Source organism: Mycolicibacter sp. MU0083 (genome assembly GCF_963378075.1).
Classification (GTDB): Bacteria; Actinomycetota; Actinomycetes; order Mycobacteriales; family Mycobacteriaceae; genus Mycobacterium; species Mycobacterium kokjensenii.
The window spans coordinates 3,325,057-3,341,466 of sequence record NZ_OY726394.1 but is presented as its reverse complement, the minus strand read 5'-3'; the positions used below and the strand labels follow the sequence as shown (position 1 = coordinate 3,341,466).

At 67.8% G+C, this 16,410-nt stretch carries 15 protein-coding genes; 12 read left to right on the top strand and 3 right to left on the bottom strand.

The genetic code is table 11. The annotated features are described in order from the left end of the window. The first annotated feature begins 2 nt into the window (after nt 1-2). Genes RCP38_RS15665 through RCP38_RS15650 form a run of 4 tightly spaced genes read left to right on the top strand, consistent with a single transcriptional unit; the run spans nt 3 to nt 4,738 of the window. The gene (locus RCP38_RS15665; RefSeq protein WP_308473842.1) at nt 3-1,613 is read left to right on the top strand and encodes an acyl-CoA synthetase; all 1,611 of its coding nucleotides are present in this window, start codon (nt 3-5) and stop codon (nt 1,611-1,613) included. Then, the gene (locus RCP38_RS15660; RefSeq protein ID WP_308473841.1) at nt 1,610-2,473 is read left to right on the top strand and encodes an amidohydrolase family protein; all 864 of its coding nucleotides are present in this window, start codon (nt 1,610-1,612) and stop codon (nt 2,471-2,473) included. The genes RCP38_RS15665 and RCP38_RS15660 overlap by 4 nt, the downstream gene beginning before the upstream one ends. A gap of 1 nt (nt 2,474) precedes the next feature. Further along, on the top strand, nt 2,475-3,545 hold the full coding sequence (locus RCP38_RS15655; RefSeq protein WP_308473840.1) for an acyl-CoA dehydrogenase family protein: 1,071 nt from the start codon (nt 2,475-2,477) through the stop codon (nt 3,543-3,545). A gap of 14 nt (nt 3,546-3,559) precedes the next feature. Next, complete coding sequence (locus RCP38_RS15650; RefSeq protein WP_308473839.1) at nt 3,560-4,738, top strand: acyl-CoA dehydrogenase family protein; 1,179 nt, start codon at nt 3,560-3,562, stop codon at nt 4,736-4,738. On the opposite strand, the gene RCP38_RS15645 is transcribed toward RCP38_RS15650, so the two are convergent. Beyond that, nucleotides 4,725-5,552 (bottom strand): AraC family transcriptional regulator, encoded by an 828-nt coding sequence (locus tag RCP38_RS15645; protein WP_308473838.1) that lies wholly within the window; start codon nt 5,550-5,552, stop codon nt 4,725-4,727. The two genes, RCP38_RS15650 and RCP38_RS15645, sit on opposite strands and share 14 nt — an antisense overlap. Nucleotides 5,553-5,577: 25 nt before the next feature. On the opposite strand from RCP38_RS15645, the gene RCP38_RS15640 reads away from it, so the two are divergent. From RCP38_RS15640 to RCP38_RS15610, 7 genes are read left to right on the top strand one after another with little or no spacing between them, the layout of a single operon-like run. Then, nucleotides 5,578-6,840 carry an amidohydrolase family protein gene (locus RCP38_RS15640; protein WP_308473837.1) on the top strand — a complete coding sequence of 421 codons (1,263 nt, stop codon included), beginning with the start codon at nt 5,578-5,580 and terminating at the stop codon, nt 6,838-6,840. Between the two features lie 18 nt (nt 6,841-6,858). Further along, nucleotides 6,859-7,683 (top strand): SDR family oxidoreductase, encoded by an 825-nt coding sequence (locus tag RCP38_RS15635; RefSeq protein WP_308473836.1) that lies wholly within the window; start codon nt 6,859-6,861, stop codon nt 7,681-7,683. A 51-nt stretch (nt 7,684-7,734) separates the two neighbouring features. Next, entirely contained in the window at nt 7,735-8,649 is a 915-nt protein-coding gene (locus tag RCP38_RS15630) for an IclR family transcriptional regulator (RefSeq protein WP_308473835.1), read from the top strand. Beyond that, nucleotides 8,646-10,865 carry an acyl-CoA dehydrogenase gene (locus tag RCP38_RS15625; RefSeq protein ID WP_308473834.1) on the top strand — a complete coding sequence of 740 codons (2,220 nt, stop codon included), beginning with the start codon at nt 8,646-8,648 and terminating at the stop codon, nt 10,863-10,865. Before RCP38_RS15630 ends, RCP38_RS15625 begins: the two co-directional genes overlap by 4 nt. Nucleotides 10,866-10,876: 11 nt before the next feature. After that, nucleotides 10,877-12,085, top strand: a complete 1,209-nt coding sequence (locus tag RCP38_RS15620) for a thiolase family protein (protein ID WP_308473833.1) — start codon at nt 10,877-10,879, stop codon at nt 12,083-12,085. 7 nt (nt 12,086-12,092) lie between these two features. Then, on the top strand, nt 12,093-12,515 hold the full coding sequence (locus RCP38_RS15615; RefSeq protein WP_308473832.1) for a Zn-ribbon domain-containing OB-fold protein: 423 nt from the start codon (nt 12,093-12,095) through the stop codon (nt 12,513-12,515). Further along, entirely contained in the window at nt 12,508-12,999 is a 492-nt protein-coding gene (locus tag RCP38_RS15610; protein WP_308473831.1) for a nuclear transport factor 2 family protein, read from the top strand. The genes RCP38_RS15615 and RCP38_RS15610 overlap by 8 nt, the downstream gene beginning before the upstream one ends. Before the next feature lie 11 nt (nt 13,000-13,010). Here RCP38_RS15610 and RCP38_RS15605 read toward each other — a convergent pair whose 3' ends face one another. Continuing rightward, a complete protein-coding gene (locus RCP38_RS15605) occupies nt 13,011-14,246 on the bottom strand; it encodes a cytochrome P450 (RefSeq protein ID WP_308473830.1) in 1,236 nt (411 codons plus the stop codon). 82 nt (nt 14,247-14,328) lie between these two features. Between RCP38_RS15605 and RCP38_RS15600 the strand changes: the two genes are divergently transcribed. Further along, a complete protein-coding gene (locus RCP38_RS15600; protein WP_308473829.1) occupies nt 14,329-15,102 on the top strand; it encodes an SDR family NAD(P)-dependent oxidoreductase in 774 nt (257 codons plus the stop codon). Nucleotides 15,103-15,171: 69 nt separating this feature from the next. Here RCP38_RS15600 and RCP38_RS15595 read toward each other — a convergent pair whose 3' ends face one another. Then, nucleotides 15,172-16,401 carry an amidohydrolase family protein gene (locus RCP38_RS15595; protein ID WP_308473828.1) on the bottom strand — a complete coding sequence of 410 codons (1,230 nt, stop codon included), beginning with the start codon at nt 16,399-16,401 and terminating at the stop codon, nt 15,172-15,174. Nucleotides 16,402-16,410: the final 9 nt, after the last annotated feature.

The following is a 16,410-nucleotide window of genomic DNA, read 5'->3' as shown; positions in this document are numbered from 1 at the left end:
CGGTGGGCGAATGGACGATCGGTGGCGTCGTCGACGCGATCGCGGAGGTCGTGCCCGATCGTGAGATGACGGTATGCGGCTCCCGGCGCAGCACGTTTGCGCAGAGCGCCGAGCGCACCCGCCGGCTGGCCAACTTCCTGGCGGGCCGCGGGCTGGGCGCACACGCCGAACGGGAGTCGTTGGAACGCTGGGAGTGCGGGCAGGACCGGGTTGCGCTCCTCATGCACAACGATCTCTACCCGGACATGCTGATCGGGTGCCTCAAGGCCCGCACCGTCCCGTTCAACGTCAACTACAACTATTCGCCCGGCGAGGTCGCCGCCCTGCTGGCCTACCTGCGTCCGCGGGCGGTGATCTACCACGGATCGTTCGGCGCCAAGTTTGCGTCCGTGCTGGACGCGGAGTTGCTGATCTGCGTCGACGACGGTGACGGTGCGCCGCTGCCGGGGTCGGTGACGCTCGACGATGCGCTGGCCCAGGGCGATTCGGACTGTGTGGCCGCGTGCTCTCCCGACGATGTGCTGATGGTCTGCACCGGTGGCACGACCGGACGGCCCAAGGGCGTGATGTGGCGCCAGGGCGACCTGTACGTGTCGTCGATGAACGGCGCCGACCACGCCGATGTCACCGAGATCCACGACAAGGTCGCCCATGCCGGTGCGCCATGGTTCGCGGTGTCGCCGTTGATGCACGCCGCCGGAATGTGGACGGCGTTCTCGGGTCTGTTGTCCGGCCAGACCGTGGTGCTGCACGACACCAAGCCCCGGTTCGATCCGCGCACGGTGCTGGAGACCGCCGAACGCGAGAAGGTCGGCCTGATGACCATGGTCGGCGATGCCTACGCCGGCCCGATCGTCGAGGAGTTGGGCCGACGCCCCTACGACCTGTCCGCGCTGTTCGCCATCGGCACCGGCGGTGCGGCCACCAACGCCAAACATCAACAGGCGCTGCTGGAATATCTGCCGCAGATCACCGTGATCAACGGATTCGGTTCCTCGGAGACCGGCAACATGGGATTCGGTCACACCCGTCACCGCGATCCCACCGCGGAGACCTTTCAGCTGCGGGCCGGCGGCCTGGTGGCCTCCGACGACTACACCCGGTTTTTGGAACCGGGGGAGGACGAGATCGGCTGGGTGGCACGCAACGGCCGAATCCCACTGGGCTACTTCGAGGACGCCGTCGCCACCGAGAAGGTCTTTCGGCAGATCGACGGCCAGTGGGTCGTCATCTCCGGCGACCGGGCCGCACTGGACGCCGACGGAACCCTGCGACTGTTCGGACGCGACTCCCTGGTGGTCAACACCGGCGGGGAGAAGGTCTTCGTCGAGGAGGTCGAGGACGTGCTGCGGGCCCACCCGCAGGTGGCCGATGCACTGGTGGTGGGGCGGCCCAGCGAGCGGTGGGGAGAAGAACTGGTCGCACTGGTGGCGCTGCAACCGGATTCGGACACCAGCGATGAGCAACTGGCCGCGCACTGCCGCACGGTGCTGGCGGGTTTCAAGGTGCCCAAGCAGTTCCTGCACGTCGAGCAGGTGCGTCGGCTGGGCAACGGCAAGGCGGACTACCGCTGGGCCAAACGTCGGGTGAGCGAAGAGGTGACTACGGCATGACTGCCATCAGCGAGCCGTCCCGGGCCATCGATTGTCTGGTGAACGTGCACTTCGGCGAGAACAAGCAGCCGGAGTGGATGGTCCGGGCGCGTGACGACTACTTCAAGGGGCCGGCGTCGATGTTCGCCCCCGTCGAGATGTCGGCGCTGCTCGACGAGATGGACGCCAACGGCGTGCACAAGGCCGTCCTGATGGACAACCTGACCAAACCCTCGGTGACCGCCCGGAAGTTCGTCGCGGAACGGCCCGATCGGTTCGCGCTGGCCATGGGTGGCATGAACCTGCTGCGTCCGGTGCCCGCGCTGCGCGAACTGTCCGCGATCGCAGCCGAGCTCCCGGTGGTCTATGCGGTGGTGGGGCCCAGTTTCTGGGGGGACGGTCAGTATCCGCCGAGCGACGCCGTCTACTACCCGCTGTACGCCAAGTGCGCCGAGTTGGACCTGCCGCTGTGCGTCAACACCGGCATCCCCGGGCCGCCGATCCCCGGCGAGGTGCAGCATCCGATCCACCTGGACCGGGTCTGCGTGCGCTTCCCCGAACTGCGACTGTGCATGATCCACGGCGCCGACCCGTGGTGGGACGTCGCCATCCGGATGCTCATCAAATACCGCAACCTGCGGCTGATGACCTCCGCCTGGTCGCCCAAGCGGCTGCCCGAATCGCTGCTGCACTACATGCGCACCCGCGGCGCCGACAAGATCATCTTCGCCTCGGACTGGCCGGTACTGCGGATGAACCGCGTCGTGCCCGAAGCGCGAGGACTGGACCTGCCGGCCGAGGTGCTCGACAAATACCTGTACCGCAATGCCCACGACTTCTTCTTCGCCGACCGCGGCGACGTACCCGAACAGGAGAACTGAGATGGATCGTTTCGAACTGCGCAGGCTGGACTACAGCCTGACCGAGGACCACGTCGCGCTGCAGGCGGCCTACAAACAGTTCTTCGCCACGCACTGCGATATCGAAACCGTGCGCGCCGCAGAAGAATCCGGTTTCGACAAGAACCTCTGGGAACGGTTGTGCGCGATGGGTGCCACCACCATGGCCCTTCCGGAAACCGTCGGCGGCGACGGAGCCACGCTGGTCGACCTCGCACTGGTGGCCGAGGAGATCGGCCGCAGCCTGGCGCCGGTGCCCTGGATCGACCAGGTCTGCGCGGCCCGGCTGCTGGAAAGCCTGGGTGCGTTGCCGGCCGACGGCGCGGACACCGCCGACATCGTCAACGGCGCCCGGCTGGTCGCCATCGACCCGCATCAGGACGCCGTGGCCGGATCCCGGCTGCTGCCGACCGGTTCCATCGCCGACGAGATCATCGTCCGCGACGGCGACGCGGTGGTCCGGCTGTCGTTCGGCACCCGCCCGGCCCGGGTCGACAACATCGGCAAACTGCCGATGGCCTGGATCGACCCGGCCGACGCCGACTCGCGCACGGTGCTGGCCAGCGGCCCCGACGCGCTGGCGAAATATCAGCGGGCACTGGATGAATGGCGACTGCTGACCGCGTCCGCACTGGTCGGTCTGGTGGAGCAGACCATGACCATCGCCGCCGAGTTCGCCAAGACCCGCTACACCCTCGGGGTGCCGATCGGCACCCTGCAGGCGATCTCGCACCCGCTGGCGAACATGGCGATCACCGTCGCGTCGGGGCGCAACCTGGCCTACCGTGCCGGGTGGTTCCTGGACAACGAACCCGACGAACGGCCCGAACTGGCGCCCTCGGCGTTCGTGTTCATGGCCGAAGAGGCCGCCAAAGCCGCCACCATGGCCGTACACATCCAGGGCGGCCTGGGCGTGTCGGCCGAAGCCGCGGCGACGGCGTACCTGGTGCGGGCCCGCGGCTGGCCGCTGGCCGGCGGCGACCCGGGCGCCAGCGCCTGCCGCATCGCCGACCTGATCGCCGCCCGCGAAACCGCCTACCGCGCAGCCAACTAAGGACACCGAACATCATGGACTTCTCACGACCGCAACTCACCGATGACGACCAGGCCTTCCTCGAGGAGGTCCGGACCTTCCTGGCCACCCACGTCACCGAGGACGTCAAACGCCGCGACCGCGAGACCGGCGACAACTTCGACGAGGGCGTGCACCTGGCGCTGGGTGCCGCCGGTTACCTGGAAGCGGAATGGAAAACGGAAGAAGACGGCGGCTTCCCGCGGGTACGCCGACGTATCTGGGAACTGGAGAAGCGGCGCGCCCACGTCCCGTGGGTCACCTGGGGGACGACCGCGATGGTGGCCCGCTCGGTGGCGTCGTTCGGGTCACCGGAACTGCGCGATGAGGTGCTGCCCGGAGTCTTCAGCGGGCACATCCGGCTCTGCCTGGGCTACACCGAACCCGAAGGCGGCTCCGATGTCGCCACCTGCAAGACCCGCGCGGTACGCGACGGCGACCAGTGGGTGATCAACGGCTCCAAGATGTTCACCACCGGCGCGCACAACTGCCAGTACGTCTTCCTGATCACCAACACCGATCCCGAAGCACGGAAACACAAGAGCCTCACCATGTTCCTGGTGCCGTTGAACACTCCGGGCATCGAGATCCAGGGGCTGCGCACCGTCGACGGCGACCGCACCAACATCGTCTACTACAGCGATGTCCGCGTCGACGACAAGTACCGGCTCGGCGAGGTCAACGGCGGCTGGACGGTGCTGCGTGAGCCGCTCAACGTCGAACACGGCGCGGTGGATGCCGCCGCAGACGGGCTGGCCGACGTCTCGATCATGATGCACCAGGCCAATTTCATGGCCGAGGCCGTCGACAAGGCCGGCGCCGTCGTCGGAGGGTCGGGCAGTATCGCCGACCGCTCGGTGGCCTACCGGCTGGGCAAGGCCGCCGCCCGGGTGGAGGCGTCGCTGTCGGCGCCGTCGATCTTCGGACGCGTCGCCCTCGCGCAGGCGATGCGCGACATCTCCCCGGACCTGATGGACTTGCTGGGCAGCGCATCGGCGCTGCCGATCGACACCGACGGCTCCATCGACAACGGGGCCAGCGACTATATCTTCCGGTTCGCACCGCTGGTCGGGATCTACGGCGGCACCCTGGAGGTGTTCCGCAACATGATCGCCCAGTACGTGCTGGGGCTGGGCAAGCCGAACTATTCGCCGCCGGCGGTCAAGACGGGGTAGGTGTGGCGATCCGGCGGTGGTAGGTCGACGGGGCCTCGCCGGCGAACTTGGTGAACGCCCGGGTGAACGCGCTCAAGCTGTCGAAGCCGACGGCGGTCGCGGTTTGCTGCACGCCCTGATCGGGTGCGGCCAGTAAGGCCATCGCCTGCAACATCCGCGCATGCAGCAAATAAGTCCGCCAGGAGATGCCGATGACGGCTTCGAACTGGCGGCGCAGGGTGCGCTCGGAGACCGCGACGGCCTGGGCGACCTCGGCCGCGGTCACCGCGGCCAGGTGTTCTTTGGTGTAGACCATCGCCGGGCCGACGATCGGATGATCGGAGGTCGGCAGGCTCAGCGGCGCTTCGTGGTCCAGCGCGTCGGAGACCAGATGCCCCAGGGTGCGGAAGAAGTCGTCGGAGACCCCGTCGCCGTCGGCGCGCTCGATCGGCCAGCGCAGCGAGTGCAGCATCATCTCGCGGATCAGCGGCGAGACGGTCAGGATGCGGGCCCGGTCCCCGGCGTGCGCCACCAGTGCTGGGTCGAACATCACCGCCACCGTGCGGACTTCGGGGCGCATGACGGCCTGATGCTCCAGTCCGGCCGGGATCCAGGCGGCCTGCTGCGGCGGCAGCAGATAGTGCGCGGTGGCGGTCTGCACTTCGACCACCCCGCCGACCGCGTACTCGATCTGGTGCATGTCGTGCGAGTGCCACCCGGTGACCAGCTCGCGTCCTTCGTAGAGGTAACTGCCCGCTCGGGCACGCCCGCCACGGCGCAGATCGATGTTGGCCGGTTCTGCAAAATCTATGGCCGAACGCGCGGAGACGGTCACGGTTTTCCAGGGTACTAGTAGAGGCATGAACATCGACGACCTCATCCTGATCAGCATCGACGACCATGTGGTGGAGCCGCCCGACATGTTCCTGCGCCACGTCCCGGCCAAGTACAAGGACGAGGCGCCGATCGTCGTCACCGACGAAAAAGGTGTTGACCAGTGGATGTATCAGGGCCGCCCGCAAGGCGTCAGCGGCCTCAACGCGGTGGTGTCCTGGCCGGCCGAGGAGTGGGGCCGCGACCCGGCCGGGTTCGCCGAAATGCGCCCCGGCGTCTACGACGTGCACGAGCGGGTGCGCGACATGAACCGCAACGGCATCCTCGCCTCGATGTGCTTCCCGACCTTCACCGGCTTCTCCGCCCGCCACCTCAACATGACCAGGGAGAACGTCACGCTGGTGATGGTGTCGGCCTACAACGACTGGCACATCGACGAGTGGGCGGGCTCGGCCCCGGGCCGGTTCATCCCGATCGCGATCCTGCCGACCTGGAACCCCGAAGCCATGTGCGCCGAGATCCGCCGGGTGGCGGCCAAGGGCTGCCGGGCGGTCACCATGCCCGAACTGCCGCACCTGGAGGGTCTGCCCAGCTACCACGACGAGGACTACTGGGGTCCGGTGTTCCGCACGCTCTCCGAAGAGGACGTGGTGATGTGCCTGCACATCGGCACCGGCTTCGGGGCGATCAGCATGGCGCCCAACGCCCCGATCGACAACATGATCATCCTGGCCACCCAGATCTCGGCGATGTGCGCCCAGGATCTGCTGTGGGGCCCGGCGATGCGCAACTATCCGAACCTGAAGTTCGCATTCTCCGAGGGTGGCATCGGCTGGATCCCGTTCTACCTGGACCGCTCGGATCGGCACTACACCAACCAGAAGTGGCTGCGCCGCGACTTCGGTGACAAGCTGCCGTCGGAGGTGTTCCGCGAGCACTCGCTGGCCTGCTACGTCACCGACAAGACGTCGCTGAAGCTGCGCCACGAGATCGGCATCGACAACATCGCCTGGGAGTGCGACTACCCGCACTCGGACTGCTTCTGGCCCGACGCCCCCGAACAGGTGCTCGCCGAGTTGGAGGCCGCCGGCGCCGACGACTCCGACATCAACAAGATCACCTGGGAGAACTCCGCGAGGTTCTTCAGCTGGGACCCGTTCGCCCAGACCCCGCGCGAGCAGGCGACGGTGGGGGCACTGCGGGCGCAGGCCACCGATGTCGACGTCTCCATCCGGCCGCGCGCGGAATGGGCGCAGCGGTACGCGCAGAAGCAACTGGCGCAGGCCTGACGGGACGGGGCTGACGCGATGGTTGCGGTGATCACCGGCGGCGCCGGCGGGATGGGGCTGGCCACGGCGAAGCTCGTCGGGCGTGATCAGCCGGTGGTGCTCTGCGATATCCGCCAAGATCGGCTCGATGCCGCGGTCGCGGCGCTGGAAGACGTTGAGGTCACCGCGATCAACTGCGATGTCACCGACCGCGACGCCGTCGTTGCGCTCTTCGAGGCTGCGGCGGCCGTCGGGCCGGTGCGCTCGGTGATCCACACCGCCGGGGTCAGCCCCAGCATGGGCGACGCCGACTACATCATGCGCACCAACGCCATCGGCACGCTGAATGTCGACGAGGCCTTCTATAACGTCGCGCCCGAAGGGGCCGCGATCGTCAACGTGGCGTCGATGGCCGCGCACCTACTGCCCGAAGAACTGATCCCCACCGACCGGTTCTCGTTGGCGCTGCATGACGTTCACGGCTTCACCGCGGCCATGGCCGCGGTCTGTGAACCGATGCCCGCCGAGGCGCGCTCCGGTATCGCCTATGCCGTGAGCAAAGCGTTTGTGCGCTGGTACACCAGCTCGCAGGCCGAGCGGTTCAACGGCCGCGGGCTGCGCATCGTCTCGGTCTCCCCGGGCTCGACCGACACCGAGATGGGCAGACTGGAGGAACAGGCCGGGGCCGGGGCGCTGGTCGTCGACGCCGCCGTCCCGCGCTGGGGACTGCCCGAGGAGATGGCCGAGTTGCTGGCGTTCTGCGTCAGCGACAAGGCGGGGTATCTCACCGGGACCGACATCCTCAACGACGGCGGAGTAGTGGCCTCGGTGCGGGAACGGGCGCGGGTGGCCGCCGCCGGCTGAGCGAACCCGACAACTTGCATCCGTCGACTATTCGACGTAATTTTCGAAAGTATGACGGCGGTGATCGGTGAGGGCGGCTCGGCGCGTCCGGTTTCGTCGCCGCCCACCGAGCGGGTGATGCGGATCCTGGAGCTGCTGGCCACCGACCCGGAACGCCATTTCACCCTGTCGGAGATCTCCCAGACGCTGAGCATCAGCCACGGTACCTGCCACGCGATCCTGGCCACCCTGGCCAACCGGCAGTGGATCGTGCGCGACCGGCATTCGAGCGGATACTCCTGGGGACCCGCACTGGCCGCACTGGCCCGCCCGGTCAACAGGCACGCGTTCCGGCCCGAGCTGCAACGGCTTTTCGACACCGTCGGCAGGCAGGTCATCCTCGGCGTCCGCCAGGGAGCGACGGTGGTGGTGACCGATTCGATCGGGGAGTCGATCGCGGGGTTGCGGTTGGGCCCCGGATTCCGGATGCCGCTGGTGGCGCCGTTCGGCCGCGAGTTCATCGCCGGCGCGGCCGAGCCGGTCAAGAAGGAGTGGTTGTCCGGGCTGGGGGCACCGTCGCCGCGGCTGCGCCGCCGCCTGGGTGCGGTGCTCGACGAGGTGAGCGGACGCGGCTACGCGATCGACCGGATGAGCCGCGAGTACGTCCGGGTGTACTCGGCGCTGCAAGCGCTGGCCGCCGACGGTGAACCCGACGAGATCACCGCACGACTGGCCACCGCCTTCGCCGATCTCACCGAGGTCGACTACCTGCCCGACGAACTCGACGGCACCGCAGCGCATCCGATCGCCAGCGTCTCGGCACCGGTGCGCGGCCCCGACGGAACCGTCGCCATGTCGGTGGGGGTGGCCCCGTTCACCGCTTTGGCCGCCACAGAGGTCGCCGACCTCGGGGAAGCCGTCCGTGAGGCCGCCGAACGTATCCAAGCCCAGCACGCCGCACCGGCAGAATCAGAGGAGAACACGTGAGCGTGACGCTCAGCCCCGAACAACGGCAACTCGGGGAGTCCCTGCGGCAGTTCGCCGCCCGGCACGCGCCCATCGCCGACACCCGCGCCGCTTTCGACGCGCTGGCGGCCGGTGAACGGCCCGATTGGTGGGACGAACTGGTGGCGAACGGGTTTCATGCCGTTCACCTGCCGGAGCGTTTCGGCGGACAGGGCGGGGAGCTACTCGATGCCGCCGCGGTGCTCGAAGCCGCCGGCACCGTATCGCTGGCCGGACCGCTGCTGCCGACGGTGACCGCCGGTGCCGTCGGGCTGCTCGCCGACGACACCGAAGCGCGGGAGGAGTTCCTGCGGGCGGTCGCCGACGGTACTCCGGCCACCGTCGTGCTCGCCGGACAGTCCGACTTCACCGCGCGACGCGTCGACGACGGCTGGTCGATCAGCGGCACCTCCGAGGTGATCTCCGGTGCCCGCTCGGCCCGGCTGGCCCTGGTCTGCGCCACCGGGGACGACGGTGAGGACGTGTGGGTGGTCCTCGACACCGACCGAGCAGACCTCCGGCCGGCGAACGGTACCGATCTGCTCACCGACCTGGCGAGCATCACCGTGGCCGATCACCCGGTGAACGCCGAGGACGTGCTGACCGGAATCGACTCCGAGCGAGCCGAATACGTTGCGGTCGGACTGGTGGCCACGGTGTGCGCCGGGATCGCGCAATGGTGCGTCGAGGCGGCGACCGCGCACCTGCGCACCCGCGAGCAGTTCGGTGTCGCGATCGGCACCTTCCAGGCGCTGCAGCACAACGCGGCCATGCTGCTGGTCAGCGCCGAACTGGCGTGTGCCGCGGCCTGGGATGCGCTACGTGCCGCGACCGACACGGTCGAACAACATCGGATGGCGGCGGCCACCGCAGCCCTGACCGCGATCGCGCCGTGCCCGGACACCGTGTTCGACACTCTGACGATGTTCGGTGCCATCGGATTCACCTGGGAACACGACCTGCACCTGTACTGGCGTCGTGCCACCAGCCTCGCCGGTTCGGTCGGCGCCGCCACCGAATGGGCGCGCCGGCTCGGTGCGCTCACCGTCGCCCGGCAGCGGGACTTCACCGTCGACCTCGGTGGTGCTGAAGCGCAGTTCCGGGCCGGGGTCGCCGAGACGCTCGACGCCGCGACGGAACTGGTCAACGACGGCCCGGGACGCCAGGGCGACTACCCGTACTTCGAAACCGGCCCGCAGCGCACGCTGATCGCCGACGCCGGGCTGATCGCCCCGCAGTGGCCCGCGCCGTGGGGCCTGGATGCCTCGCCGCTGCAGCAGCTGATCATCATCGAGGAGTTCGCCAAACGGCCCTCGCTGGTCCGGCCGTCCCTGGGCATCTCCGAGTGGATCCTGCCGTCGCTGATCCGCGCCGCACCCGAAGCGCTGCGCCAACAGCTGATTCCCCCGACCCAGCGCGGTGAGCTCGCCTGGTGCCAACTGTTCAGTGAGCCCGGCGCGGGATCCGATCTGGCATCACTGACCACCCGTGCGGTCAAGGTGGACGGCGGCTGGCGCATCAACGGCCACAAGATCTGGACGTCGGCCGCCCAGCGCGCCGACTACGGTGCGCTGCTGGCCCGCACCGATCCCACCGCGGCCAAGCACCGCGGCATCGGCTACTTCATCCTGGATATGCGTTCGCCGGGCATCGAAGTCCAGCCGATCGTGACCGCCACCGGGACGGCCGAATTCAACGAAGTGTTCCTCACCGATGTGTTCATCCCCGACGAGATGCTGTTGGGGGAGCCGACCGGCGGATGGCAACTGGCGATCGCGACCATGGCCGAGGAGCGGACCGCCATCAGCGGCTACGTCGAGAACGATCGGGCCGTCGCGCTGCGGGCCATCGCCGGCGCCCCGGGCCCGTCGCAGCCGGATGCCGTGCGAGCGCTGGGTGAACTCGACGCCTACGCCAACGCCATCCGCGCCCTGGGCGTCCGCGAGACCATCCGTCTACTGCACGGCGAAGGTTCGGGGGCGTCGTCGAGCATCGCCAAGGTGGCGATGAACGTCTTGCTGCGCCGCACCTTCCGGGCCACCCTGGCCACGGTCGGTCGGCTGGCCATGGTCGCCGACTCCGACCCGGCCGTCGTCGAGCCCTATCTGCTGTCACCGGCCGAGCTGATCGGCGGCGGTACCAAGGAAATTCAGCTGAACATCATCGCCCAGATGATTCTCGGCCTGCCCCGAAAGTAGAGGACTTTCCCATGGGATTACGCGGAGAAGCCGCGATCGTCGGCTACGTCGAACTGCCGCCCGAACGGTTGAACAAGGCCACCCCGGCCCCGTTCACCCTGGAGCAGTGGGCGGAGTTGAGCGCAGCCGCGCTGGCCGACGCGGGCCTGTCTGCCGAACTGGTCGACGGCATCGTCACCTCGCATCTGGCCGAATCGGAGATCTTCGTCCCGTCCACCATCGCCGAATACCTGGGCGTCGGGGCACGGTTCGCCGAGATCGTCGACCTGGGCGGGGCGAGTGCGGCCGCCATGGTCTGGCGGGCCGCGGCCGCGATCGAACTCGGCATCTGCGATGTGGTGCTGTGCGCGCTGCCGGCCCGCTACATCACCCCGATGTCGGAACGTAAACCCAAGCCGCTGGTCGACGCGATGTTCTTCGGATCGTCGAGCAACCAATACGGTTCCCCGCAAGCCGAATTCGAAATTCCCTACGGTAACCTCGGCCAGAACGGCCCCTACGGACAGGTCGCCACCCGCTACGGCGCGGTCTACGGCTACGACGAACGCGCCATGGCCAAACTCGTCGTCGACCAACGGGTCAACGCCAACCACACCGACGGCGCCATCTGGCACGACACCCCGCTGAGCATCGACGACGTGCTGGCCAGCCCGGTGATCGCCGACCCACTACACATGCTCGAAATCGTGATGCCCTGCGTCGGCGGCGCCGCCGTGGTGATCGCCGGCGCCGATGTCGCCAAGCGGGCCCGTAACCGTCCGGTGTGGATCAAGGGATTCGGCGAACATGTGCCGTTCAAGACCCCGACGTACGCCGCCGACCTGTTGGCGACACCGATCCGCGAAGCCGCCGACACCGCGTTCGCCATGACGGATCTGACCCGGGCCGACATGGACATGGTCTCCATCTACGACTGCTACACGATCACCGTGCTGCTGTCGCTGGAAGACGCCGGGTTCTGCGAAAAGGGCAAGGGCATGCAGTTCCTGGCCGACCACGACCTGACCTTCCGCGGCGACTTCCCGCTCAACACCGCCGGCGGGCAACTCGGATTCGGCCAAGCCGGCCTGGCCGGCGGCATGCACCACGTCTGTGATGCCACCCGCCAGATCATGGGCCGAGCCGGTGCCGCCCAGGTCACCGACTGCAACCGGGCCTTCGTCTCCGGCAACGGCGGAATCCTGAGCGAACAGACCACCCTCATCCTGGAAGGGGACTAGCGAACCGATGATGAGCTTCGAACGGCCGATGCCGGTCAAAACCCCTACCACTGCACCGTTCTGGGATGGGTTGGCCCAGCACCGCATCGTCATCCAGTACTCGCCGTCGTCCGACAGCTACGTGTTCTACCCGCGGGTGCGCGCACCGCGCACCCTGGCCGACGACCTCGAGTGGCGCGAGATCTCCGGGATGGGCACGCTGTATTCGTTCACCGTCGCGCGCCGCCCCGTCGGCCCGCACTTCGCCGACGCCGTGCCGCAACTGCTGGCGATCGTCGAATGGGATGAGGGGCCCCGGTTCTCCACCGAACTTCTCAACGTCGACCCCGCGGATCTGACGGTGGGCATGCGGGTGCAACCGGTGTTCTGCGACTACCCCGACCACGACGTCACGATGCTGCGCTACGAACCGGCGGTGAGCGATGTCTGAGGCGACGGCATTGGCCGAGATCGAAGCGATCAAGCGCCTCAAGTCGCGCTACTGCCGATACCTGGACGCCAAGGACTGGACGGCCTGGCGGGCACTGTTCACCGACGACTTCGTCAGCGACACCGCGAGCGCAGGCGGCAAAATCATCACCGGCGCCGACGAATTCGTGGCCTTCACCCGCCGCAGCCTGCGCGATCAGGCCACCGTGCACCAGGTGCACGCCCCCGATATCGAGCTGGATTCGCCGACCACCGCACACGGGGTGTGGGCGCTCGAAGACGTGGTCCGCTTCGGCCCCGGGCTGAACCTGCGCGGTTACGGGCACTACACCGAGACCTACGAAAAGATCGACGGCGCCTGGCTTATCAAGTCCTCGAAGCTCACCCGGCTACGCGAAGACGTGTTCAACGGGCTGTTCGCGGTCTATCTTTCACCGCGGGTGCGATCCGCGGTGGGCAGAGTCGCCGGGCGGTTGATGAAGTGAGCGCATAGCACTCACCGCAGCGAATACCGCAGCGGAAGATGCTTGTGCCCGCCGACGAACGTCGTCGCGATCAGTTCGGGTTCGCCGTCGAAGTCCACCGAATCCAGCCGCGGCAGCAGTTCGGCGAACAGGCTGCGGATCTCCATGCGCGCCAACGCCGCCCCCATGCAGAAGTGCACGCCGTGGCCGAAGGACAGATGCTGGTTGGGGTCGCGGCCGACGTCGAATCGGAAGGGTTCGTCGAAGACGTCTTCGTCCCGGTTGGCCGAGACATAGGACAGCAGCACCGACTCGCCGGCGGCGATGGGCACGCCACGGACCGAGGTGTCTTCGGTGGCGGTACGCATGAATCCCTTGACCGGGGTGGTCCAGCGGATCATCTCCTCCGCGGCCAGCGGCATCAGGTGCGGATCGTCGCGCAATCGCTGTTGCTGGTCGGGGTGCTCGATCAGGGCGCGCATCCCGCCGGAGATGGCCGCACTGGTGGTGTCGTGGCCCGCCGTGGCGACGATGACGTAGTAGGACACCGTGTCGATGTCCGACATGTATTCGCCGTCGATTTTGGCGTTGGCGATCGCCGACGCCAGATCGTCGGTGGGATTCTCGCGGCGTGATGCGGTCAGCGCGTTGAAGTACTCGAACATCTCCAGCAGCGCATACATCTGTTCTTCGGGGGTTCCGCTGCGCTGCATCTCGGGGTCGTCGGCGCCGACGAGTTCCTGGGTGAGCTTGAGCATCCGCGGGAAGTCCGATTCGGGCAGGCCGAGCAGCGACATGATCACGAACAGCGGGTAGTCGACCGCGATGTCGCGGGCGAAGTCGCAGTGGCCGCCCGCCGCGCGCATCTTGTCCACATAGGTTTTGGCGAGGTCGTCGACCCGGCCCTGCAGCGCGCGCATCGCTTTCGGCCGGAACCAGTTGGCCCCGATGGATCGCATCGCCTGGTGCTCGGGATCGTCGGCGTGGATCAGGGTGCGCACCCCGATCTGGGCCTGCTGTTCCTCGTACTCGGTCCGCATCAGCACCGGGCGCGGGGCGTTGATGAAGACGTCGTTGGCGCGTTCGATCGCCAGGATGTCGGCGTGTTTGGTGATCGCCCAGAACGGCCGGTAGGACGGCACATTCACCAGCGACACCGGGGCGGCCGATCGCAACCGGGTCAGCGTTGCGTGCAGTCGCGGTTCGTCGGTGTAGGCGACCGGGTCGGCGAGCAGATCAGCGGAGTGGTTCACGTGCGAGGCGGTCATCCCGAATAGCTTACTGGAAGGGCTATAGTACAGTCGCCGGGAGATAGTCCGGCAGTGACCGATCCAATCAAGGGGAGTGTTCGTGGAGATCGAAGGCAAGGGCGCGATCATCGTCGGTGGCGCATCGGGGTTCGGTAAGGCGACTGCAGAGTTGCTGGCCAAGCGCGGCGCCAAAGTCGCGATCCTGGACCGGCCGCAGTCCAAGGGCGCCGAGGTCGCCGCCGAGATCGGCGGCCAGTTCTTCGAAGCCGACGTCACCGACTTCGCCGGCATCGAGCAGGTGATCAACGAGGCCGTCGGCGCACTGGGCGGACTGCACATCGCGGTGACCACCGCCGGTGGGACCACCGCGGGCGGCGGCATCGGCGAACGAACCATCAAGCGCGACGGCCCGCACGACCTGGACGCGTTCCGGTCGACCCAGGACCTCAACGTCGTCGGGACCTTCAACGTCAGCCGCCTGGCGGCCTGGCACATGAGCACCAACGAGCCCGAGGACGACGAGCGCGGCGTCATCATCAATACGTCGTCGATCGCGGCGTTCGAGGGCCAGATCGGCCAGATCGCCTACACCGCATCCAAAGCCGCGATCGCCGGGATGTGCCTGACCATGGCCCGCGACCTCGGCGGCGTGGGCATCCGGGTGCTCGCGATTGCGCCCAGCCTGTTCGCCACCGGTCTGACCCAGGGCATCCCGGACGAGTTCGCCGCGGTGCTGACGAAAGATGCAGCGTTCCCCAAGCGGCTGGGCCGCCCGGAGGAGTACGCCAAGCTGGCCGCCGCCATGGTGGAGAACCCGATGCTCAACGGCCAGTGCATCCGCCTGGATGCCGGACAGCGCTTCGCGCCCAAGTAATCCCTCGTTGAGAATGCAGTCAGGGCGGTGTCCGTTGCGACACCGCCCTGACTGCATTGTCATCGCCGCTTAGGCTCCCGCGGGCACCGGCGGCTTCGATGCCGACGGGTCCGGGTTGGCGATCGGCAGCCCCATGAACCGGCGGGCATTATCGCCCATGAAGTCGTAGGTGCGCCGGACGTCCATGCCCTCGGCGTAGCGCCAGAAGCCCTTCGGCTCGGCCAGGCCTTCGGGATGCGGGTAGTCCGACCCGAACAGCACCTTGTCCCAGCCCACGGTGTCCACCACATCGGAGATGCAGCCCTCCCAGAACGGGCTGACCCAGATGTTGCGCCGGAATACGTCGTGCGGGTGCTCGGGGAAGTTCTGCGGCATCTTCTTGTACAGGTCGCCGAAGTCGTCGAAGAGCGGCCGGATCCAGGAGCTGCCGTTCTCCACGCTGGCGATGCGCAGCTTCGGGAATCGGGTCAGCGTGCCGTGGCAGATCAACGCGGTGATCATGTCGGCGATCTCCCGGTGGCCCAACACCATCCAGCGGAACGCGCTCTGCGCCATGAAGTTCTGCGTGTAGGGCGGTTCCCAGCGGCCGACGTAGTCGTCCAGCGGCGGGAAACTGGCGTGCAGCACGATGGGCAGCCCGGCGGCCTCCACGTCTCGCCAGAACGGGTCGAACTCCGGCAGGGCGGGGGAGCGCCAGCCGTGAATACCGTTGACCGGCCCCGGTTTGATCAGCGCCACCGCGGCGCCCCGGTCGAGGACGTAGGCCAGTTCCCGCTGCGCGGCGTCGACCTCGGAGAGGTTGATGATCGGGGTGGAGAACACCCGGCCGTCGTAGTTGTAGCTCCAGTGCTCGGCCATCCACTGATTCAGCGCGTGGATGATGGCCAGGGTCAGCTCGGGGTCGTCGGCGCTGGAGTGCTCGACGAGGCTGGCCAGCGTCGGATAGTTCAATGCCTCGGCCACGCCCTGGCGGTCGAGTTCGGCGACCCGGTCGACGGGGTTGCGGGTGGCCGCCGGCGCCTCGATCGCCGGCCCCTGCATCTCGCGCAGGGTCAGTCCCTCGGTGTTCTCCCCGGCGAAGAACTTCTCGTGCGCGCCCGGTGCGGCGACCCGCTCGAAGGTGGGGTTGGGGATGAAGTCGCTGACCCGGTTGTTGATGATGATCCGGGTCTGGCGGCCGATCTGCGCGAATTGGACTGCCCGCGAGTACTTCTCCGGCAGATACTTGGTCAGCGACTCGGGGGTCTCGTACATGTGCTGATCGGCATCGAAGATCGGTGCGTCACGGAACTGGCTCATGGTGTTCTC

Excerpts from the sequence above, each read along its gene's own strand:
- RCP38_RS15635 (WP_308473836.1), top strand. The coding sequence starts at position 6,859 with ATGGTTGCGGTGATCACCGGCGGCGCCGGCGGGATGGGGCTGGCCACG.
- RCP38_RS15650 (WP_308473839.1), top strand. The coding sequence starts at position 3,560 with ATGGACTTCTCACGACCGCAACTCACCGATGACGACCAGGCCTTCCTC.
- RCP38_RS15630 (WP_308473835.1), top strand. The coding sequence starts at position 7,735 with ATGACGGCGGTGATCGGTGAGGGCGGCTCGGCGCGTCCGGTTTCGTCG.
- RCP38_RS15595 (WP_308473828.1), bottom strand. The coding sequence starts at position 16,401 with ATGAGCCAGTTCCGTGACGCACCGATCTTCGATGCCGATCAGCACATG.
- RCP38_RS15660 (WP_308473841.1), top strand. The coding sequence starts at position 1,610 with ATGACTGCCATCAGCGAGCCGTCCCGGGCCATCGATTGTCTGGTGAAC.
- RCP38_RS15610 (WP_308473831.1), top strand. The coding sequence starts at position 12,508 with ATGTCTGAGGCGACGGCATTGGCCGAGATCGAAGCGATCAAGCGCCTC.
- RCP38_RS15640 (WP_308473837.1), top strand. The coding sequence starts at position 5,578 with ATGAACATCGACGACCTCATCCTGATCAGCATCGACGACCATGTGGTG.
- RCP38_RS15655 (WP_308473840.1), top strand. The coding sequence starts at position 2,475 with ATGGATCGTTTCGAACTGCGCAGGCTGGACTACAGCCTGACCGAGGAC.
- RCP38_RS15615 (WP_308473832.1), top strand. The coding sequence starts at position 12,093 with ATGATGAGCTTCGAACGGCCGATGCCGGTCAAAACCCCTACCACTGCA.
- RCP38_RS15605 (WP_308473830.1), bottom strand. The coding sequence starts at position 14,246 with ATGACCGCCTCGCACGTGAACCACTCCGCTGATCTGCTCGCCGACCCG.
- RCP38_RS15620 (WP_308473833.1), top strand. The coding sequence starts at position 10,877 with ATGGGATTACGCGGAGAAGCCGCGATCGTCGGCTACGTCGAACTGCCG.